At 38.0% G+C, this 20,304-nt stretch carries 21 protein-coding genes; 17 read left to right on the plus strand and 4 right to left on the minus strand.

The window, feature by feature from the left end; all coding sequences use genetic code 11:
- Positions 1-86: 86 nt before the first annotated feature.
- A complete protein-coding gene (locus tag SCI76_RS14875) occupies positions 87-1,139 on the plus strand; it encodes a glycosyltransferase family 4 protein (protein ID WP_013059776.1) in 1,053 nt (350 codons plus the stop codon).
- Between the two features lie 38 nt (positions 1,140-1,177).
- Here the strand turns inward: SCI76_RS14875 and SCI76_RS14880 are convergent, their stop codons facing one another.
- Both SCI76_RS14880 and SCI76_RS14885 read right to left on the minus strand, forming a co-directional pair.
- Positions 1,178-2,176: an LCP family protein gene (locus SCI76_RS14880; RefSeq protein ID WP_048021740.1), complete on the minus strand. Its 999-nt coding sequence runs from the start codon at positions 2,174-2,176 to the stop codon at positions 1,178-1,180.
- A 195-nt stretch (positions 2,177-2,371) separates the two neighbouring features.
- Complete coding sequence (locus SCI76_RS14885) at positions 2,372-3,007, minus strand: YigZ family protein (protein ID WP_048021747.1); 636 nt, start codon at positions 3,005-3,007, stop codon at positions 2,372-2,374.
- 438 nt (positions 3,008-3,445) lie between these two features.
- Between SCI76_RS14885 and SCI76_RS14890 the strand changes: the two genes are divergently transcribed.
- From SCI76_RS14890 to cudC, 15 genes are all read left to right on the plus strand, one after another.
- The gene (locus SCI76_RS14890) at positions 3,446-4,594 is read left to right on the plus strand and encodes a sensor histidine kinase (RefSeq protein WP_013059773.1); all 1,149 of its coding nucleotides are present in this window, start codon (positions 3,446-3,448) and stop codon (positions 4,592-4,594) included.
- 77 nt (positions 4,595-4,671) lie between these two features.
- A complete protein-coding gene (locus tag SCI76_RS14895; protein ID WP_013059772.1) occupies positions 4,672-5,355 on the plus strand; it encodes a response regulator transcription factor in 684 nt (227 codons plus the stop codon).
- A 431-nt stretch (positions 5,356-5,786) separates the two neighbouring features.
- On the plus strand, positions 5,787-6,071 hold the full coding sequence (gene fliS / locus SCI76_RS14900) for a flagellar export chaperone FliS (protein ID WP_407545245.1): 285 nt from the start codon (positions 5,787-5,789) through the stop codon (positions 6,069-6,071).
- Positions 6,072-6,191: 120 nt separating this feature from the next.
- Complete coding sequence (locus SCI76_RS14905) at positions 6,192-6,629, plus strand: YaaR family protein (protein WP_033580405.1); 438 nt, start codon at positions 6,192-6,194, stop codon at positions 6,627-6,629.
- Positions 6,630-6,735: 106 nt separating this feature from the next.
- Positions 6,736-7,581 carry a DegV family protein gene (locus SCI76_RS14910; RefSeq protein WP_048021751.1) on the plus strand — a complete coding sequence of 282 codons (846 nt, stop codon included), beginning with the start codon at positions 6,736-6,738 and terminating at the stop codon, positions 7,579-7,581.
- Positions 7,582-7,678: 97 nt separating this feature from the next.
- Positions 7,679-9,169 (plus strand): DEAD/DEAH box helicase, encoded by a 1,491-nt coding sequence (locus SCI76_RS14915; RefSeq protein WP_407544030.1) that lies wholly within the window; start codon positions 7,679-7,681, stop codon positions 9,167-9,169.
- A gap of 53 nt (positions 9,170-9,222) precedes the next feature.
- Complete coding sequence (locus SCI76_RS14920; RefSeq protein ID WP_260505796.1) at positions 9,223-9,858, plus strand: ComF family protein; 636 nt, start codon at positions 9,223-9,225, stop codon at positions 9,856-9,858.
- 61 nt (positions 9,859-9,919) lie between these two features.
- Positions 9,920-10,333 (plus strand): TIGR03826 family flagellar region protein, encoded by a 414-nt coding sequence (locus tag SCI76_RS14925; RefSeq protein WP_028412012.1) that lies wholly within the window; start codon positions 9,920-9,922, stop codon positions 10,331-10,333.
- Between the two features lie 159 nt (positions 10,334-10,492).
- A complete protein-coding gene (gene flgM / locus SCI76_RS14930) occupies positions 10,493-10,747 on the plus strand; it encodes a flagellar biosynthesis anti-sigma factor FlgM (protein ID WP_014457790.1) in 255 nt (84 codons plus the stop codon).
- Between the two features lie 21 nt (positions 10,748-10,768).
- The gene (locus SCI76_RS14935; protein WP_223546706.1) at positions 10,769-11,230 is read left to right on the plus strand and encodes a flagellar protein FlgN; all 462 of its coding nucleotides are present in this window, start codon (positions 10,769-10,771) and stop codon (positions 11,228-11,230) included.
- 18 nt (positions 11,231-11,248) lie between these two features.
- Complete coding sequence (flgK, locus tag SCI76_RS14940; protein ID WP_028412014.1) at positions 11,249-12,772, plus strand: flagellar hook-associated protein FlgK; 1,524 nt, start codon at positions 11,249-11,251, stop codon at positions 12,770-12,772.
- A 2-nt stretch (positions 12,773-12,774) separates the two neighbouring features.
- Positions 12,775-13,656: a flagellar hook-associated protein FlgL gene (gene flgL, locus SCI76_RS14945; RefSeq protein ID WP_407544031.1), complete on the plus strand. Its 882-nt coding sequence runs from the start codon at positions 12,775-12,777 to the stop codon at positions 13,654-13,656.
- A gap of 81 nt (positions 13,657-13,737) precedes the next feature.
- Entirely contained in the window at positions 13,738-14,160 is a 423-nt protein-coding gene (fliW, locus tag SCI76_RS14950) for a flagellar assembly protein FliW (RefSeq protein WP_407544032.1), read from the plus strand.
- 24 nt (positions 14,161-14,184) lie between these two features.
- Positions 14,185-14,415, plus strand: a complete 231-nt coding sequence (gene csrA / locus SCI76_RS14955) for a carbon storage regulator CsrA (RefSeq protein ID WP_029714345.1) — start codon at positions 14,185-14,187, stop codon at positions 14,413-14,415.
- Positions 14,416-14,641: 226 nt separating this feature from the next.
- Positions 14,642-15,196 carry a choline uptake/conversion transcriptional regulator CudC gene (cudC, locus tag SCI76_RS14960; RefSeq protein ID WP_028409671.1) on the plus strand — a complete coding sequence of 185 codons (555 nt, stop codon included), beginning with the start codon at positions 14,642-14,644 and terminating at the stop codon, positions 15,194-15,196.
- Between the two features lie 42 nt (positions 15,197-15,238).
- On the opposite strand, the gene SCI76_RS14965 is transcribed toward cudC, so the two are convergent.
- Both SCI76_RS14965 and betB read right to left on the minus strand, forming a co-directional pair.
- The gene (locus SCI76_RS14965; RefSeq protein WP_016765895.1) at positions 15,239-16,441 is read right to left on the minus strand and encodes an iron-containing alcohol dehydrogenase; all 1,203 of its coding nucleotides are present in this window, start codon (positions 16,439-16,441) and stop codon (positions 15,239-15,241) included.
- A 21-nt stretch (positions 16,442-16,462) separates the two neighbouring features.
- Positions 16,463-17,953 (minus strand): betaine-aldehyde dehydrogenase, encoded by a 1,491-nt coding sequence (gene betB / locus SCI76_RS14970; protein WP_176521382.1) that lies wholly within the window; start codon positions 17,951-17,953, stop codon positions 16,463-16,465.
- Positions 17,954-18,583: 630 nt separating this feature from the next.
- Between betB and SCI76_RS14975 the strand changes: the two genes are divergently transcribed.
- Complete coding sequence (locus SCI76_RS14975; protein ID WP_407544033.1) at positions 18,584-20,296, plus strand: sodium:solute symporter family protein; 1,713 nt, start codon at positions 18,584-18,586, stop codon at positions 20,294-20,296.
- Positions 20,297-20,304 lie beyond the last annotated feature (8 nt).

Genomic DNA, 20,304 nt, shown 5'->3' on the forward strand with positions numbered 1-20,304 from the left:
ATACGCAATTTGAAATACTATCCAATTATATAAAGTTGGATACATTTTTTATGGTTTTGGTTAACATAAACCTGAGGAGGGTCTCCATGCTATATTTGACCTTGTTTATTTGTTTTATTACATCTATTCTGATCACTCCGCTGGTTAAGAAGCTGGCGTTTAAAATAGGTGCAACGGATAAACCAAATCAACGAAAAGTTCATCAAAAAATTATGCCTCGCCTTGGAGGTTTGGCGATATTTTTTAGTTTTCTTATTGGATACCTCGTTTTACAGCCTGACAGTAAATATGCGCTGCCGATTTTAATCGGAAGCATCATTATCATCATTACCGGTGTCTTAGATGATATGATTGAGCTATCCGCTAAAATCAAATTAGGCGGTCAGCTAGTAGCGACATTAATTGTTGTTGTATACGGTGGAGTCCAAATTGACTTCATTAACTTGCCGTTTGGCGGAAAATTAGAATTCGGAATGTTAAGTATTCCAATTACGGTATTATGGATTGTAGGAATTACCAATGCTATTAATTTAATTGATGGATTGGATGGATTAGCTGCCGGCGTTTCCTCTATTGTATTGATTACCATCTCTGGTATGGCTATTATGATGGGTAATGTGTTTGTGACAAGCATGGGTTTCATCGTATTGGGAAGTACGCTTGGATTTTTGTTTTACAACTTTCACCCCGCTAAGATTTTCATGGGCGATACAGGAGCACTATTTTTAGGCTATATGATTTCTGTATTGTCTCTGTTAGGATTTAAAAATGTAGCGGTTATTTCCTTCATTGTTCCAGTTATTATTTTAGGGGTACCAATTTCAGATACGTTCTTTGCTATTATTCGCCGAATCGTAAAAAATCAACCGCTATCGGCTCCTGATAAATCTCATTTGCATCATTGCTTGTTGCGCTTAGGGTACAGCCATAGACAAACGGTTTTAATTATTTATGGAATGAGTGCGATATTTGGCTTAGCGGCAGTTATCTTTTCAAAGGTACAAACAATGTGGGGGTCTTTTCTTGTACTAGCTATCCTCCTTGTGGCGATTGAAATTATCGTTGAAAAAATAGGATTAGTTGATAAGACATATAGGCCAATTCTTAACATGGTTCGTGGGCTTCGTTTAAAAAATTAATTAAAAAGACCTCTTGGATATCCAAGAGGTCTTTTTAATTATTCTGTTGTATCTGAAGTTGATTCAATGCCTAAATGCTTGCGGAGCTTTTCACTTACTTTTTCCACTGAATCATTGTCTAGTTTGAAGTAGTAAACGCCGTTAATTTTTTCATCGCTACCGTCTAAGTTAATGGTTTCGATGTCTACTTTTTTTGAAGCGTAATCATAAAACGAAAGCATTTCACCGAACATTAAATTCGTTTTCATATTATCGCCAACAGCTTCGATAAGATTGCCATATTTATTAAGTGATCCAATGGAAGCAGTTTTTTTAATCATGGCTTCGATCAACTGCTGCTGTCTTTTTCCTCGCTCAATATCGTTGTCTTGTTTTCGTGTTCGAGCAACAGCTAACGCTTCTTCACCATTTAAATGTTGGTTTCCTGGTTTTAAGACAATAGCATTATGACGATCTTTTGAGTCCTTTTCACTCATCGCATAAGGTACATCAAAATCGATTCCCCCAAGTGAGTCTACAATGTCTGTGAAAGCTTTAAAATTCACTTTAACATAGTAATCAACAGGGACATTAAACAGCTGTTCTACCGTTTCTACAGTTGCTTTTGGACCTCCGTACGCATGCGCATGCGTAATTTTATCTTTTTTGTTCACTTCAGGTATATAAACCCGCGAATCTCGAGGTATGCTTACAAGCTTTACGGTTTTATTTGTTTCGTTAAAGGTCGCCAAAATCAAAGCATCTGTACGGGCTGATTTTCCGAACTTCCTGGTTTCACTGTCATCTACGCCCATAAATAAAATGGATATATCATCTTTTTTGGGATCGATTTTACGATCACGCATAGGAGAGTTATCGCGATCTCCAAGTCCTTCATAAGAATCAGAAGCTACTGTTTTAGCCTTAACAAATAAATAAGAGCCATAAGCGGTTGCAGAAAGCCCTAAAATAAGGATAGGTAACAGAAAAAATGTAAAAAGCCTTCGTTTTCTTTTCCGTTTGTTTACTCTTTTTTGAAAACGTCTATATTGAGCCATACGGTTTCTCCTTTTATTCGTATATTCGAACACTTATTGTGACACTTAGTATGTGTTATAAATTGGAATGTATGAATCAAACTCGTCAAAGCTATGCGTCTTTACGAGGTTTTTAATCATTGACAAGTAGCGCAACCATCAGAATAGTTGCGCTATTTATCAATTGTACAATGTTTTTTAATAAGAGTAAATAATTCATTCTACATCTTCTTCTAAATAAGTCGTCTCACCTGTTCGAATATCTGCTTGGCCGTTTGTTAGCTCGGTCATCCATTCAGTAAATGCTTCTGTTTGAGCTTCCTCTACAAATGTTTCAATCTCCACCATGTCTGCGTAGTGGATTTCTTTTAATAGATAAACGGAACTGCGAAGCTCATTTTCTAATTTTCCAAGCCATGTATAGTCGACGGTTGTATGCATAACCGCCATGAGAGTTCGTTTGACTGTACCTAATTCATTTAACGCTTCGGAAACGGATTTTCCATACGCGCGCACCAATCCACCTGCGCCCAATTTAATACCTCCGAAATAGCGCGTAACGACGACTACCGTATCTTTTAAGCCTCTCTTTTTAAGCACTTCTAACATTGGTACGCCTGCTGTTCCACTTGGTTCTCCATCATCGTTTGCTTTTTGAAATTGATTTCGTTCTCCAATTAGGTAAGCTGAACAGTTATGAGTAGCATTCCAGTGCTGTTTTTTAATGTCTTGAATAAATTGCTGAGCTTCTTCCTCAGTTGTTACACGTTTCATATGACAAATGAATCTAGATTTTTGAATAGTGATTTCATGTGAACCTTCTTGTTTTACGGTATAATATTGTGATAACAATCAAAAAATCCTCCTTAGCGTTATAAATAGAAGAAAAACGGGTATTTACGTACTGTTTACTTGCTATTAGTATAAAATGTTTATGAAAAGACATCAATTAATCAAATTCAACATCACTTAAACAAGCCATACAGAATATACGTTATAATAAAATAGTGTGCAGGCTTGTATAGCTAAATAATGAAATGATTTAAACAGGCAGTTAGTCACTGTTGAAGAGTGAGCGTAAATGGTAATCTATTCAAATAACGCGAGTCAAGCGTCGATTGATGTCGAGTTTGAGGGTACTAAAACAACCGTTACTTTTTGGATATAAAAAGTCAGATAGGGAGAAAATATGGATCTTATCCTCACAATTCAGATAGGTCATACGAATACTATATATAGCATGAACGTATAGACATTTCTCCGAATGTGAGTATAGTTTGGGGTGAGTAAATGTCGAAACATAAATTAACAAGCAAGGCACTTGATGAAATTTTTGAGAAGATTATTGGCACAGTGGGAGATAGTAAAAATGAAGTCTATCGCCTTTCTGAAGATGCCAGACAAGAATATCAGCAAATTAAAGAAGAGTTAGAAGTGTTAAAAGGAAAAGTTCTTGAGACGATAGAGCAAGGTGATAAATTGGAAACTCAGGCAAGGTTGGCTCGAAAGCGTTTGTCTGATGTGAGCCGACATTTTCAAATTTATTCAGAGCCTGAAGTAAAAGACGCTTATGAAAAAGCACACGAATTACAAACCAAGCTGCTGATGAATCAGCAAAGCGAATATCAGCTGCGTAATCGTCGAGATGAACTAGAAAGACGCTTGCTTACATTGGAAGAAACGATTAAACGTGCAGATCACTTAGTAGGTCAAATTTCCGTTGTGTTAAATTATTTAACAAGTGACTTAAAACAAGTAGGGGAAATAGTAGAAGATGCTATTCAAAAAGAGTATTTTGGCTTTCGGATTATTGAAGCTCAGGAAGAGGAACGGAAACGTTTGTCAAGAGAGATTCATGACGGCCCAGCTCAAATGCTTGCAAATGTTATGATGAGATCAGAATTAATTGACCGAATTTACCGGGAACGTAGTGCAAAAGAAGCAATGGAGGAAATTCGAGATTTACGAAAAATGGTTCGTTCTGCCCTATACGAAGTACGTCGAATTATATATGATTTAAGACCGATGGCACTTGACGACTTAGGTCTAATTCCGACGCTGCGTAAATATCTTGATACAATCGAAGATTATAACGAAGGCAAGCCTCGGATTACGTTTATTTCCATTGGACAAGAGAAGCGAACTGCTTCAAAATTAGAAGTAGCACTGTTTCGTCTAGTGCAAGAAGCTGTAACGAACGCATTAAAACACGCAGACGCGACGGAAATCCAGGTGAAGATAGAGTTCAACAATGAGCACGCTATTTTGCTGGTCAAAGATGACGGCTGTGGTTTTAATCAAGAAGAGAAAAAAGAGAATTCGTTCGGCTTAATAGGAATGAAAGAGCGTGTTGATTTGTTAGATGGGACTATTTCTGTTCATTCGAAAATTAACCAAGGCACGCTTGTTATGATTAAAGTACCGATTATAGCCGCTTAAAAAGGCAGAGATATGTATATAAATAGGGGTCAATATAGAGTAAAACATTTGTTGTTCGATTTGGGGAGGAATCAAACATGCAGACAAGAATTATCATAATCGACGATCACCAATTATTCCGTGAAGGAGTAAAAAGAATTTTAGATTTCGAAAAAGATTTTGAAGTAGTTGCAGAAGGTGACGACGGTAGCGAAGTTATTGACCTTGTAGAAGAACATCAACCTGATGTTGTAATCATGGATATTAACATGCCGGCTGTGAATGGTGTAGAAGCTACGAAAAAGCTTGTAGAAGTAAATCCGGATGCTAAAGTTATTATCTTATCTATTCATGATGATGAGACATATGTAACTCATGCCTTGCAAACAGGGGCACGAGGCTATCTGCTAAAAGAAATGGATGCGGATGCGTTAATTGAAGCGGTGAAAGTAGTTGCAGAAGGTGGTTCATATTTACACCCTAAAGTAACACATAGTTTAGTAAAAGAGTACCGTCGACTAGCAGCTCAAGGACAGTCGTCTTCTTATCCGCACGAACCAATTGAGATTCGCCGTCCACTGCATTTGTTAACACGTCGTGAGTGTGAAGTGCTACAATTGTTGGCTGATGGTAAAAGTAACCGAGGAATCGGAGAAGCATTATATATTAGTGAAAAAACCGTTAAAAACCATGTGAGTAATATTTTGCAAAAAATGAATGTAAATGATCGCACGCAAGCTGTTGTTGTGGCAATCAAAAACGGTTGGGTAGAAGTAAGATAAGTTCAAAAGTCCGATATACCACTAGGTATATCGGACTTTTTTTTTCTTTTTATAACTTTTTTTGAAATTGTGGGTAAAAAGTCATGTGTAATGAGAGAGGAAACCAACCGATAAGTTAAGGGAAGAAGATATCTTCTAGGAAGGCGAAGGGTGATACCTCTGTGCATTTACTCGTCCTTCAACTTTCGACAAAAGCATCCATACCTCAAAACAATGTCCATCCATTTGATGCAAGCTCTTGTAAAGGAAGGTCTTCAATACATTCAGATACATATGAGGTCGTAAAAGAATTTATTCAAACCTCAACTGGTATACTTTAAAAATTTAAGAGTTATAGCGCAACACATAGAAAATGGATTTAAAGAAGGCAAGAAGGTGATGAAGCTGTTAGAGCAATTCAACACAGCGATTATTTTACAGCGAATGAAAAAATTAAACAGTGCAACGATATTTTATATCGTCTAGGAATTGGCTTAACATATCAAGCAGGTATTATTGCAGAGCAGTTAGATACCCTTTACAACTATATGTCTGAGAGATTAATTATGGCTAATTTAAAAAAAGATACGTTTATTTTATGTGAAGTTCAACAAATGATGAAGATGCTTTATAACGCTTGGAATGAAGTGTTAAAAGAGACGCCTAAAGTTACCTCTTCGCCCCGCAAAAACAAGCTGTCTTCTTATGAACAGCACATACGTATTACTCTTAGCTAAAGGATAATCATCATATCCACGCATCAGATGCCTCTCGAAACTTTTCAGCTAATCAAGCAAGCACATCTAAAAGTCTAAACTGAATGAAGTGTATACTAACAGAGAAAGGAGAGATACATAGTGGAGTTACAGCGAATTAACGGTCTTTCTTCTTCCGTGAATCTCATTAGAGAAAAAGAAGTAAGTAGTTCGGCTTCATTTACAGGAGTAATGGTAAAGAAACAAAAAGAACTGACCTATGAACATTTAACTCAAGTGATAAATAAAATTGAAGAACAGGGAAAGCAGTTAGTAAAAAGTCAAACTATTGATTCTTTGCGGAAATACAAGACGCTTGTGAAGCAGTTTATGAACGAAGTCGTTAAAAATGGTTTTGAACTGCATGAAGAAAGAGGATTTAACCACAGAGGAACGACTAAAGTATATAAGCTAGTGAAAGAAGTGGATACGAAACTAGTTGACTTGACAAATGATATCCTTCAAAAAGAAAAAGACAGTTTAAATTTACTCAAGCAGGTAGGGGAAATTCAAGGTTTGTTAATTAATATGTATACGTGAAGGAGCTTTTACTAATAGGTAAGCCTCTCGTTACATGCATTTTAATCCTAAATGTTGTAGAATAGAGTGAAATTATTTTATATAACAAAGGATGGATCCCTATCTTATGAAAACAGCAATTATTACAGATAGTACCGCCTATATATCAGAGGAAATTCGATCAAACTATCATATACATATGGTACCGCTAAGCGTTATTTTTGGTGAAGAAACATATCGTGAAGAAGTAGATATGACTGCAAATCAATATTTTGAAAAAATTAAAGAAGCAAAAAATCTTCCAACCACTTCTCAGCCTGCTATTGGAGAATTTGTAGAGTTGTTTGAACAGTTAAAACGAGATCAGTTCGATGCTGCTATCGTTATTACGTTATCTAGTGGAATTAGCGGAACGTATCAGGGTGCTTTGACGGCAGGTAGCATGGTAGAAGACTTTGATGTGCACGTATTTGATTCAGAAATCAGCTGTATGGTTCAGGGCTTTTATGCGATTGAAGGAGCCGAGATGGTCCGATTAAATAAACATCCTGACGAAATCATTGCGCGTTTCGAAGAGATGAAACTATCAATGCGTGCGTATTTTATGGTAGATGATTTATCTCACTTACAGCGCGGAGGTCGCCTAAATGCTGCTCAGGCTATTATTGGCAGTCTTCTTCAAGTGAAGCCCGTGCTCCATTTTGAATCTAAAAAAATCGTTCCGTTTGAAAAAATTCGTACGCGTAAGCGAGCATTAAAACGAATTATCGAGCTTCTTGATGAAGATGCAAAAGAAAACGTACCTATGAAAGCTGTAGTTATTCATTCTAATCGTGAAAATGAAGCAAAAGAAATTCAACGAGACTTAGAACAAGAATATCCTCATATTGAATGGAGCCTTTCTTATTTTGGGGCTGTCATTGGCACGCATTTAGGTGAAGGTGCCATCGGTATAGGCTGGTATAAAAAGTAATCGAAAACCAAATCATTTGATTTGGTTTTTTTGCAGGAAAAAACACCTTTTTTTGCGTATATAGATGTGTACGATAAAAATGGAAAGGAATGAAGAGATGCTTTTTACTGTTAAACAAGAACTGCTAGATCCCGTTCAAGTGCCTAGTCCTGATGCTTTTCCTCTCTCTCAAATCGATACGTGGAGAACTCCACCTTTAAATCCTTCATACCCTTACTCTTTAGATCTTCAGCGCTCTTTAAGCGGAAAGCAGCTGCTACTCAATCAGACTCCCTATCCTTTACCCCTCATTCATGAACATTACCTAAACGGATATATTTCCTATCAAAAAGCAATAACCCAAAAAGAAAATCGATATAGATGCAACCGGTGTGGAAGTGATAGCCCTTTTTATTTCGCTTCATTTCCATGCAGTAGATGTCACCAGAACTGCTACTATTGCCGAGCATGTATTGTAATGGGCAAAGTAAGTGAATGCACACCCTTTATAAACTGGGAAGGGCCAGCAAGTAATGTCCTGCCAAAAAGCAGCGTGATGAATTGGAAAGGCACGCTGTCTAAAGATCAAGAACGTGCTTCAAATGAACTCATTCAAGCTATAAAAAAGGATGGAGAGCTGTTAATTTGGGCTGTTTGCGGAGCAGGAAAAACGGAAATTTTATTTAAAGGTATTGAATCCGCGTTGAACAGCGGAAAGAAAGTCTGTATTGCTACTCCAAGAACAGACGTGGTTATTGAGTTAAAGCCAAGAATTCAATCGGCATTTCCGGATATATCTGTGCTGGCTATGTATGGAGGCAGCGAAGACCGTTTTCATGAATCCTCTCTTATTATTTCCACCACTCATCAACTTTTGCATTATTATCAAGCATTCGATGTGCTGATTATTGACGAAGTAGATGCATTCCCGTATTCAACAGAGCCTATGCTGCACTATGCTGCTGCAAAAGCAGCTAAACACGTTGCGTCAAAGATTTATTTAACAGCGACTCCAAGTGAATCATTAAAAAAAGACGTTGAGCAAGGAAAAAAACAAGTAGTTAAAATTCCAGCCCGCTATCACCGAATGCTTATTCCTGTTCCTCGGTTTGAATGGTGTGGCAATTGGAAGAAAAAAATAAAAACAGATACCTTGCCTGCTAATGTTGAGAAATGGGTAAAAAAAAGAATAGATGAAGGGAAACAATGCTTTGTCTTCGTCCCGCAAATTAAGTGGATTGCTCCGATCACAGACATGATTCGAAAGCTGACCGAAAAGGTAGACGGTGTCCATGCTGAAGATTCCCAGCGAAAAGAAAAAGTAATGAAATTTAGAGAAGGGCAGCTCGTTATTTTAGTAACGACAACCATATTGGAGCGAGGCGTAACGGTTCCCAACATAGATGTTGCAGTATTGGGAGCAGAAGAAACGATTTTTACTGAAAGTGCTCTTGTGCAGATTTCAGGAAGGGTGGGGAGGAGTGCTCAATTTCCAACGGGAGACGTGGTCTTTTTTCATTATGGACAATCTCTGTCTATGCGAAAAGCAAAAGGACATATTGAACATATGAATGCTCTAGCTTATAAGGAAGGGCTGATTGATCGATGACAATATGTCTGATTTGTTTTGAACCTCTTGTCTCTTCTTTCGATTGGAGGTCATTGTTAAAATCTTCTTCAACGGATAGGATTTGCACTGTTTGCTTGCAGAGATGTCCCATCATCACCAGTAGCGTTTGCAGGGGATGCGGCCGCTCTCTTGCAGACCTGGCTCCTTCTCATTATGAGCTAGACACATGTAAGGACTGTCAGAAATGGAATGATGCTTCTTTTTTTAACCGTTCTCTTTATACGTACAGTGATTTTATGCAAAGCATAATAGAGCGTTTTAAATTTCAAGGAGACTATGAAATTATCCAAGCATTCAAGGAGCAGTGGTATAAGTTCTATAAGAAAGAATGTAATCCAAAAGCTATACTAGTTCCTGTACCTTTAACGGAGGAGAGATTATACGAAAGAGGGTTTAACCAATCTTTAGCACTAGCTGAACTGATCAGTGACAACATAGAAATGCCTCTTGTTCGTTGTTCAGGAACAAAGCAATCAAAGAAAAATAGGCGAAGTCGGCTGACAGAAAGGCTGGAATTTAAAGTAGTCGACTCCTCAATGGTTACGAATCAAGAATTTCTCTTGATTGATGACATTTATACAACAGGAGCAACCGTGCGCCAAGCGGCAAAGTGTTTGCAGGAAGCTGGGGCACGTTCAGTTCGTTCGCTCACTTTAATTCGTGCATGAAGATGTATAATTTAAAACTTTGACCGATAGTAAAATAAAAAACAAATGAGGAGTTTCGAATATGGGAACGTTAGACAATTGCAGGGAATGCGGTCATTTATTTGTGAAAATTGGATCAATAAGTATATGTAAATCATGTTTTGACAAAGAAGAAGCTCTGTTTCAACGTGTTTCTTCATTCTTGAAGAAAAGAGCAAATCGTACAGCAACGACTTACGAAGTGATGAAAGAAACGGGCGTTTCAGATTTGTTAATTCATCAATTTATTCGACAAGGTCGCTTAGTGTTAGCTAACTTTCCAAATATAAGCTATCCATGCATGCAATGCAACGCTCAAATTCGGGAAGGGAAACTTTGCCATTCATGCTCTCAAGAAATTAAACATGGGTTAGAAAAGCATAATCGTGAGATGATTCGTTCAAATGAAGAGCCCACGCGTCCCACCTATCGTTCTAACGAAAGGAAAAAAGAGTAAAAGTGTGCTGAATGTTTGCAGACTCTCTATCTATAGACCTATGTTTAAGGTGGACTGTGAAAATGGTCTCAACTTCCTTGCGGATGCTAAAGGTTTAGGTGGAAATTCCGATATAATGAATAGAGATAACGGATACAAATATAAAAAGAGGTGAGAGAGATGAAGATTAACCCATCGAACTTATTTGGAATAAATCCGTACAAAAAACAATCAGAAAAAACAGAACAGGTCTCTAAAAAAAATCCACAAGATCAGATTCATATTTCATCTGAGGCGAAGAAACTTCAGGGAAATGAACCATCTCCAGAAAGACTTGAAAAATTGGAGAAGCTCAAACAGCAAATTAACAGCGGAACATACGAAATTAACGGAAAAGAAATTGCTAAAAGTATTGTAGATTTCTATAAAAAATAAAAGGACTGACATTGATTGAACGTGCAAGAAATTCAAACGATACTAGAAAAACAAGTAACGCTTCATAAAAGTTTGTATGTCATTGTTAAAGAGAAAACGAATTTTATTATTAAACAAGATGTAAAGGCCTTGACGGCTTCTTTGCAAAAAGAGCAATCTCATATAGCTGCTATTTCTGCACTGGAAACAAAACGTATAGAAGCAATGGAAAAAAGCGGACATACTGCTCGCTCCATTGAAGAAATAGCAGGCTCATTCTCTGAATACTCCATCTTGATACCCTTTCAAAAACAGCTAATAGATATCATTCAAGATATAAAGTATGCAAATGACTTAAACAATCAGCTGCTCACACAGTCTTTACAGCTGATTCATACCGAACTAGACCTTCTTGTTCCATCGAAGCGAGAGGATTCGTTCAATTACACAAAAACAAATAATAGATCGTTTCAGTCCAACTCTATTTTTAATTCGAAGGCATAAAGAACGGAGGAAAGCAGAATGAGTTCAACATTTCATGGTTTGCAGGTGGCTAAACGAGGAATGGATGCCCAACAAGCGGCTCTTTACACGATTGGCCATAACGTATCTAATGCAAATACGCCGGGCTATACGCGTCAGCGAGTAAGTTTAGAAACGTTCCCAGCTTATCCGGCCCCAGGGATGAATCAGACTGGGACTGCGGGTCAAATAGGAATGGGAGTAGAAGCCAGCACGGTAGAGCGAATACGTGATACATTTTTAGATACCCAGTATCGAGATGAAACCATTAAAGTGGGGTATTGGGATGCACGCGCTGGTGCTCTTGAAAAAATGGAGGAAATTATGAATGAACCTACTGAAGATGGACTTTCAGCTGTTTTTAATCAATTCTTTGAGGCCATTCAAGATGTAGCTTCACACCCTTCAGAAGCAGGAGCCAGGTCTGTTATGATTGAACGAGCTGAAGCAGTAGGCGATACTTTCTCTTATTTATCTACTTCTTTAAAAACGATTCAAGGTGATTTACAAAACGAGCGTGACGTAGCCGTAACACAAGTAAATTCGTTGCTAGAGCAAATAAATAATGTGAACCAACAAATACAAAACGTAGAACCAAATGGCTATTTACCTAATGATTTGTATGATGAAAGAGATCGGCTGCTAGATGAGATTTCTAAATTTATGCCGGTTTCTTTAGAGTATACAAAAAGCAGCGGGAACGCTTCTGCAACGTCAGAAGGAGTGGTAACGGTTCAGCTTCAAACGTCTCAAGGACCTATTACTCTTTTAGATGGGAAAACTCATCAAATAAATGCCATCAGTTTGACAACAAATCAAGATTCCTATGTGACGGGCATTCATATAGGGGATGAGATACGGAACCCTGAGTCATTTCCTCAAGGAAAACTTAAAGGGTTAATTGAGGCTTCTGGATATATAGATAATAGTGGTAATAGAACTGGTGTTTACGCTTCAATGATTGATGATTTAGATGAAATGGCATATGAATTTGTGAACTGGTTTAATGATAAGCACGAACAAGGTGTCACGCTAGATGGTGAGAATGGTGTGTCCTTTTTTAATGAGATTTCTCAAAAAGAAGGAGCTGCAACTGGAATTGTTATTGCTGATAAAATCAAACAAAACACAAACAATATCGCTGCTGCTTCTTCGGCCTCTTCTGAAGATGATGGAACTGGCCGCAAAGGAGATGGACAAAATGCTCAGCTGTTGTCTCAATTTCGTCAAAAGGTGCTTATTAATTCCGGAAACGGAGCTGTTTCATTAGATGGATTTTATCAATCTGTCATTGGCCAAATGTCAGTAGATGCCCAACAAGCCAACCGCTTAAAAAGTAATTCAGAAACTCTCCAAGGAGCTGTGGAGCAAAGGCGCCAGTCTACCAGTGCAGTTTCATTGGATGAAGAGATGACCAATATGATTCAGTTTCAGCATGCATATAACGCTAGTGCCCGTATGGTGACTATGATTGATGAAATGCTTGATAAAATTGTAAACGGTCTTGGAACTGGAGGAAGGTAAAGATGCGTGTCACACAAGGAATGTTAGCGGCTAATTCGTTAAAACAGATTAGCAATAGCTATAATAAGCTGGAAACCCTTCAAAACCAATTATCAACGGGAAAGAAAATTACTCGTCCTTCCAATGACCCGGTAGTCGCTACGAAAGGAATGGCGTATCGGTCTAATCTTTCTGAAGTAAATCAATATAAACGTAATTTAACAGAAGCTCAGTCTTGGTTTGATAGTTCAGAATCAGGACTTGAACAAGTCAATTCCATTCTTCAGCGCACTAAAGAGCTGGTCGTGCAAGGGTTAAACGGTACGAATGAAAGTGATGACCGACAAGCGATTGCACGTGAAATTGAACAGTTAAAGCTGGATTATATGCAAGTCGGCAATACGCAGGTGGCAGGAAACTATATCTTTAACGGTGTAAATGTAGGAGCGCCACCTGTTAGTGAGGACGCAAGTGGTACAATCAAGTCAACTATTAACCTAGATCCTTTTTCAGTTGAGGTATCAAAAGGTATCCAGCTGAGAGTCAATATTCATCCTGAAAACATCTTTGGACAAGGTGCATTCGACTTAATGAACAATGTTCAAACAGCTTTTGAACAAAACGATGTAAACTCACTAAAAGATCTTTCTACACAGATAGACACGCAGCTGTCCACGCTATTAGCGGAGCGATCTGAATTGGGAGCAAGGAGCAATCGGCTTGAGCTGATCGAAAACCGCCTTGATTCACAGGAAATTACGGCTACTAAGATGCTTTCAAATAATGAAGATGCAGATATTGAAAAAGTCATTACGGATTTAACCGTACAAGAAAGCGTGCATCGTGCTGCTTTGGGAGTAGGGGCTCAAATTATTCAGCCTACGCTGCTAGATTTCTTGCGTTAAAAAGCTCCTTCTACACAGAAGGAGCTTTTTTATAATGAAAAAAGATAACAAGAAAAAATTAATTAGCAAAGGTGTGATGAGATGAAAATTTCCACAAGCTATCATGGAGATATAGAAATAGATAATCAGCAAACACTGACATTTAATCAAGGGATTCCAGGATTTTTGGAAGAAACTGAATTTGTTATTTTACCACTTCCGGAAGCCGAAGCTTTCCAAGTTCTGCAGTCTATTCAAACCAAAGAATTAGCTTTTATTGTCACGGATCCATTTCAGTTTTTTTTAGATTATGATTTTCAACTAGAACCTCAGGAAATCGAAAAGCTTCAATTACAACAAGCGGAAGATGCAGCTGTTTACGTATTGCTTACGATGTCAGATTCTGTGGAAAAGATAACGGCTAATTTGCAGGCTCCTGTTATTATTAATACAAAGCAACAGCTTGCTAAGCAAGTGATTTTAATGAATACAGCTTACGAAACGAAGCACAGGTTATTTGAGTAAGAGGAATAGATAAGGAGTGAGTCCATGCTTGTTTTAACACGAAAGTTACATGAAACAATCAAAATAGGTGATGAAATTGAAGTGACCGTCCTTGCAGTTAATGGTGATCAAGTAAAGTTAGGAATTCAAGCTCCAAAGTCTGTAGATATTCATAGACAAGAGATTTATGAAGAAATACGTAACGAAAATAAAAGTGCTTCTCAAATTACATTACATGCTATTGATATGCTGAAACAATTACCGAAAAAGAAATAAAACAATCAGGTTGAAAATAATTAAAAATATACCGTATAAATAATATCTAAATCGGGAAAGATAAACATATAGTATTCCCCACTATGTCTTAAGCCTTTCTCTTTAAGAGAAGGCTTCTTTTTTATCAAAAAATTGAACTGAATTTCTGTTTTTTTCCTTTTTATCGTGTATCATTAAATTTATTAAGTATAATTCAAATAAATTTAACAAAAGAGGAGAAGAGTAAATGAGTGATGTTCAAGAGTATCATGATTTATTAAAAGAAGCCGAAGATGTGGTTGTCAGTGCTTTAGCTGATACGATGGATTTATATGGTGTTACACCTTCAGTAGGAAGGCTGTATGGCATGCTTTATTTTATGGATGAACCTGTTACATTAGATCAAATGAGTGAAGAATTGGGTATGAGTAAACCAACGATGAGTACATCTATTCGTTCACTGCAAAATATTGACATGGTCCACAAAGTGTGGAAAAAAGGTGTTCGAAAAGACTTATATGAAGCAGAAAAAGATTTTTCTAAGTCCTTTTTTTCATTTTTCTGTAAGAAGTGGCAAAGAGAAATTTCAGTTAATTTAGAGGCAATCGAAGAAGCGGAAAACAAGCTGCAGATTCTTTTAAATGATGAAGATGTACCTGAGGAAATCGCAGTAAAAGCAAAGCGTAATTTAGCGCAGATTATAGAGTCCAAACATTATTATCATTTCTTGAAAAAAGTAGTGAAAGTTTTTGACGACCGAAGAATCATCGATATTTTAAATGAAGAATTAGCGAAAGAGTAACATAAAAAAGGCTGTTGAAAAATCAACAGCCTTTTATCATTTTTATACGGTTAATGGTGTAGCTTCAAAACAGCGGTTATAAATCCATTCGTAACTTTTTACAGTTAAATCACGAGGATTCCCAACTGTTTGAGGATCATTAAATGCTTCTTGCGCTAAGCGAGAAACCGCTTCTTTTGGAACACCTTGTTCTTCTAAAGAAGGGATTTGTACATCTTTAACTAATTGATATACTTCACGAACAGCTGCTTGAGCTGCTTCTTCAAGTGTTAGTTCATGTGTATTGACCCCTAGAGCTTGAGCTATGCGCGCAAATTTCTCAGGCTCACCCATCCAGTTATACTCCATTACAGGACCTAGCATTGCTGCTACGCAAGGGCCATGGGCAATTGGATAAATGCCTCCTAATGTTTGAGCCATCGCGTGAGCTGCTCCTGCAGATTCACTTCCATATGAAAGGCCAGCAAGCATAGCTGCATGCGCCATTCCATAGCGTGCTTCGATATCCTGTCCATTTGCAACTGCACGTCGTAAGTATTTTCCAACGTACTCAATAGCCAATAAAGCAACAGAGTCTGTCATTGGTTGCGCAAAGTGGCATGTATAACACTCAATTGCATGAGCTAATGCGTCAATTCCTGTACCGGCCGTAATATGTGAAGGCATAGATACGTGCAGTTCTGGATCAATAATTGTTAAGTGAGCAGCAATTAAAGGTCCACCTGTATTAAACTTAAACTCACGAACAGGATCCGTAATGACGGCCCATTGTGTGACTTCGCTTCCTGTACCCGCAGTTGTAGGGATTGTTGTTAAAGGAGGGATACGTTTTGTTAAAGGTTTTTTTCCTTCAGCTGCTTCATAATCTAAGACGGGAGCATTATGAGCTACTTCTACACCAATAGCTTTTGCTGTATCCATTGAACTTCCGCCTCCAACAGCTACTAGTCCGTTGCATCCATTTTCCTTGTACATTTTTGTGCCGTCTGCTACTACGTGAATAGAAGGGTTGGCTTCTACTTGGTCAAATAGAATAACGTCTACGTCCGCTTCTTTTAAACTAGCGATTACGGGATCTGCTAAACCTACTTTTTTTACACCAGGATCTGTTACTAATAAAACTTTAGACACACCTAGGTTTTTTACTTCCTCTCCAGTATGTTTTACAGCACCAATTCCATGTTTTACAACCGTTGGCATCTCAAAACTTTTTAAACGTTCCATTCTTTCAAATCGCATAAACATCTTTAAATTCCCCCTTAATTTTTATTGAAACCAGCGCATTGGCTGTGGATTTGTATTGGTATAAATATGTTTAATTTCCGTATACTCTTCTAGACCAATATGGCTAAGCTCTCTTCCAATCCCAGATTGCTTATAACCTCCCCAAGGAGCCTGCGGGAAGTAGGGATGATAATCGTTAATCCAAGTTGTTCCCATACGGAGTGCTTTTACTACACGTTCAGCTCGGTTCATATCACTTGTCCAAACAGCTCCAGCTAATCCATAGATCGTATCGTTAGCAAGTGCGACTGCTTCTTCTTCAGTACTGAAGCGCTCAATTGTCATAATCGGACCAAATGACTCTTCTTGGACAACTTTCATGTCTCCATGACAGTTTGTAAAAATAGTTGGTTCGATAAATAAGCCTTTTTGTAAAGAATCCTGAGTCGGACGCTTGCCTCCTAAAACAAGAGAAGCACCTTCTTGTTTCCCTAGCTCAATATAATGTTCCACTTTAGCTAGATGTTCTTTTGAGATAACGGGTCCCATTTGAGTGGCTTCGTCCATGCCGTCCCCTAGCTTAATTTTTTTGGCTTGTTCAATAACTGCTGAAACAAATTTATCGTGAATATCATCTTGAACGAGTAATCTCGCACCAGCTGAACAAACTTGACCAGCATGAAAGAAGACCGCATTTAATGCATAGTCAACCGCAGTGTCAAAGTCAGCGTCAGCAAAGACGATATTCGGATTTTTCCCTCCGAGTTCAAGAGCAATTTTTTTAAAGTTGCCTGCGGCAGCCTGCATGACTTTACGTCCAGATACTCCGCCACCTGTAAAGGAAACTAAATCTACTAAGTGACTCTCTGCCATTTCTTGTCCAACGGTCGCACCTGGACCGAGCACAATGTTAATGACGCCTGCTGGAAAGCCAACTCTTTCAAAAATTTTCATCATATGAATAGTTGTTAAAGGGGTGATTTCGCTTGGTTTAATAACAATTGTGTTCCCAGCAGCAAGTGCGGGAGCCAATTTCCAAGAGGCTTGCAATAACGGGTAATTCCAAGGAGTAATTTGGCTGCACACGCCTACAGGCTCACGGACAACGCGGCTAACAGAATCGGGATTAGGTGACTCAATCATCTGTCCGCCATCTTTATCTGCTAATCCAGCATAGTATTGAAAGACATCAGCAATTCCATCCATGTCTGCTAGGCTTTCAACGAGGGTTTTTCCGGTATTTAAGGTTTCAAGCTTTGCTAGTTCCTCGCGATCATTGCGAATTTCTTCCGCTACTTTAAATAACAAAGAACCTCTTTCGGCCGCTGTAAATTTAGACCATTCACCTGCATCAAAAGCTTTTCTAGCTGATTCAATGGCTTCTATGGCATCAGCACGATTTCCTTCTGTAACGACAGCGATAACCTCTTGATTAAAGGGGTTTACAATTTCTCTTTTCTCGCCGCTGCGTGCTTCAACCCATTGGCCGTTTATGTGCATTTTCTCAAGCATAAGTGTTTGTTCCAATAGCATCGACCTCCAAATAATAGAATTTGTTAAATTTATATTTAACGTTCTTAACAATTTGAATTATAGCATCGGCCATTTAATTTAGTCAAATCTAAAAACTTTAAATGTTCTGAATTTAAATTAATTTTCTTCTCTATTAAGAGCTGATTATTCGGATATTAAGAAAAAATTTAACAAAAAGTAATTAAAAAATACTGATTGCTATGTCCCTTGATACAAAAGGTTTTTTTATGTATGAGCTATGAGAATATTATTCTTTTTTTATATGAAAACCCTTAAACTTTTTTGACAATATCCTAAACATTCAGATATATTAACCATAGTACGATATCTGCTTGCATACAAACCTTGAGAAACAAAGGATTTTGAATGTGAAAATTAAGAAAGGAGTTTAGAGAGAAGATGAAAATAATTATGAATTTTTAGCTGAATAATAAAATAAGTCAATTTAAATTATTTTAATATAATTATATAAACGTAATTTCTCCCCTTCGTATTGGTATTTATAATCCAACTATTTATAGTTTATTCTAAAAAAATCTATTTTTAGGTTTAATTGTATGCTGGTAGGAAAAAGGAATAGAGGACAGTTATGTCTTTAGATTTCTTTATCAATTTAAAGGATGTGAGACGATGCAAAATGCTAAAAAGCCATTTCGTTCAGACACACAACAAGCCAGGCCTGAAAAGTCGAATGAGACTTCTGACTTTTCAGGGAAATCAAACAGAAACAACCGTCTACTAACCCCCTTATGGACAACTATTATAGGATTTTTCATCTTTATGGTTGTCGCATTTATCTATTCTCTCTATAATCCAGATCTCTATTGGCCAGGCCTCATTTTAATGTTCATTATGTATGGTGTTATTTACTTTATTGGTGCTCGAGCTGCTGCAAGTAAAAAAGGAAAATCAGATGATATGCTTGTTGCGGGAAGATCTATGCCGCTATGGATTTCAATGTTCACAATGACCGCTACTTGGGTAGGTGGAGGGTATATTGCTGGAACGGCCGAAACTGTTTATTCCTCAGGACTGACTTGGACGCAAGCGCCATGGTGTTATTCAATCAGCTTAATTTTAGGCGGTATCTTTTTTGCTAGAAAGATGAGAAGGTTTGAGTTTATGACAATGCTCGATCCTCTAGAATCTCGTTTCGGTAAGAAAATGGCTACGGTTCTTTATTTTCCAGCTATATTAGGAGAGCTGTTTTGGAGCGCAGCTATCTTAACTGCTTTAGGAACAACATTCGGTGTGATTTTAGGCCTCAGTTTTTCAATTTCCATCATTCTTTCCGCACTTATTGCCATTGCATACACCGTGATTGGCGGCTTGTGGGCAGTAGCACATACCGATATCTTACAGCTTTCTATTATGTTTTTAGGATTATTTCTGGTGCTTCCTTTTGCATTTTCGAATACGGGAGGGGTGGGAGCCGTTTTTTCTACTTATTCAGAAGGTATGACTGGTTCTCTTCATTTATTTCCTCCATTAAAAGGCTGGGAAGATCCAAAATGGGGAAATACATATTGGCAATGGTGGGATAGCACATTTTTACTTATTTTTGGTGGTATTCCATGGCAGATTTATTTTCAGCGCGTGTTATCTGCTAAAAATGAAAAAGCAGCAATGTGGCTATCTATTACAGCCGGCATTTTTTGCGCTCTAGCGGCCTTGCCTCCAACTTTAATAGGAATGATTGGTTACAGTGCGGACTGGTCTTCATTTGGAGCGTCAAGCCCTGAGAGCGCGTCTATGATTTTAACATACGTATTTAAATATCTAACGCCTGATTTAGTAGGAGCGATTGCGCTTGGAGGACTAGCTGCTGCCGTCATGGCTGCAGTAGCGGCTTCGTTACTTTCAGCTTCGGGAATGGCAGCTTGGAACGTGTATCGTCCGATTGTAAAACCAAATGCGACACAGGCGCAGTTAGATAAAGTTATTAAACGTTCTATCATTATCATTGGAACTGGAGCAACTTTAATTGCTTTAAACTCTGAGAGTGTCTACTCCTTATGGTATTTATCAGGGGACCTAGTGTATTGTATTCTTTTTCCACAATTGGTTTGCGCTTTGTTCTTTAAAGGAGCAAACTGGTACGGATCTTTGGCTGGATTCATTGTGTCTCTTGTTCTTCGAATCGGTGGAGGGGAACCGCTGCTTCATTTAAAAGCGCTGCTTCTGTATCCGATGATAGAAGACGGGGTGGTCATGTTTCCATTTCGTACATTTGCGATGGTAGGCGGGTTGTTAACTATTTTTATTGTTTCTTACGCAACGCGACGTATTTGCCCTCCTCAGCCGCTTCGAAACCTTCATCGTGACATATCGGTTGAGAAATAATCAAAAAC

It is taken from the genome of Priestia sp. HNGD-A6 (assembly GCF_045784335.1).
Classification (GTDB): Bacteria; Bacillota; Bacilli; order Bacillales; family Bacillaceae_H; genus Priestia; species Priestia zanthoxyli.

Bases quoted from the DNA above. Each gene is read 5' to 3' on its own strand.
- SCI76_RS14875 (WP_013059776.1), top strand. From the start codon at position 87: ATGCTATATTTGACCTTGTTTATTTGTTTTATTACATCTATTCTGATC.
- SCI76_RS14880 (WP_048021740.1), bottom strand. From the start codon at position 2,176: ATGGCTCAATATAGACGTTTTCAAAAAAGAGTAAACAAACGGAAAAGA.
- SCI76_RS14890 (WP_013059773.1), top strand. From the start codon at position 3,446: ATGTCGAAACATAAATTAACAAGCAAGGCACTTGATGAAATTTTTGAG.
- SCI76_RS14895 (WP_013059772.1), top strand. From the start codon at position 4,672: ATGCAGACAAGAATTATCATAATCGACGATCACCAATTATTCCGTGAA.
- SCI76_RS14910 (WP_048021751.1), top strand. From the start codon at position 6,736: ATGAAAACAGCAATTATTACAGATAGTACCGCCTATATATCAGAGGAA.
- SCI76_RS14915 (WP_407544030.1), top strand. From the start codon at position 7,679: ATGCTTTTTACTGTTAAACAAGAACTGCTAGATCCCGTTCAAGTGCCT.
- SCI76_RS14925 (WP_028412012.1), top strand. From the start codon at position 9,920: ATGGGAACGTTAGACAATTGCAGGGAATGCGGTCATTTATTTGTGAAA.
- flgM (WP_014457790.1), top strand. From the start codon at position 10,493: ATGAAGATTAACCCATCGAACTTATTTGGAATAAATCCGTACAAAAAA.
- flgK (WP_028412014.1), top strand. From the start codon at position 11,249: ATGAGTTCAACATTTCATGGTTTGCAGGTGGCTAAACGAGGAATGGAT.
- flgL (WP_407544031.1), top strand. From the start codon at position 12,775: ATGCGTGTCACACAAGGAATGTTAGCGGCTAATTCGTTAAAACAGATT.
- fliW (WP_407544032.1), top strand. From the start codon at position 13,738: ATGAAAATTTCCACAAGCTATCATGGAGATATAGAAATAGATAATCAG.
- csrA (WP_029714345.1), top strand. From the start codon at position 14,185: ATGCTTGTTTTAACACGAAAGTTACATGAAACAATCAAAATAGGTGAT.
- cudC (WP_028409671.1), top strand. From the start codon at position 14,642: ATGAGTGATGTTCAAGAGTATCATGATTTATTAAAAGAAGCCGAAGAT.
- SCI76_RS14965 (WP_016765895.1), bottom strand. From the start codon at position 16,441: ATGTTTATGCGATTTGAAAGAATGGAACGTTTAAAAAGTTTTGAGATG.
- betB (WP_176521382.1), bottom strand. From the start codon at position 17,953: ATGCTATTGGAACAAACACTTATGCTTGAGAAAATGCACATAAACGGC.
- SCI76_RS14975 (WP_407544033.1), top strand. From the start codon at position 18,584: ATGCAAAATGCTAAAAAGCCATTTCGTTCAGACACACAACAAGCCAGG.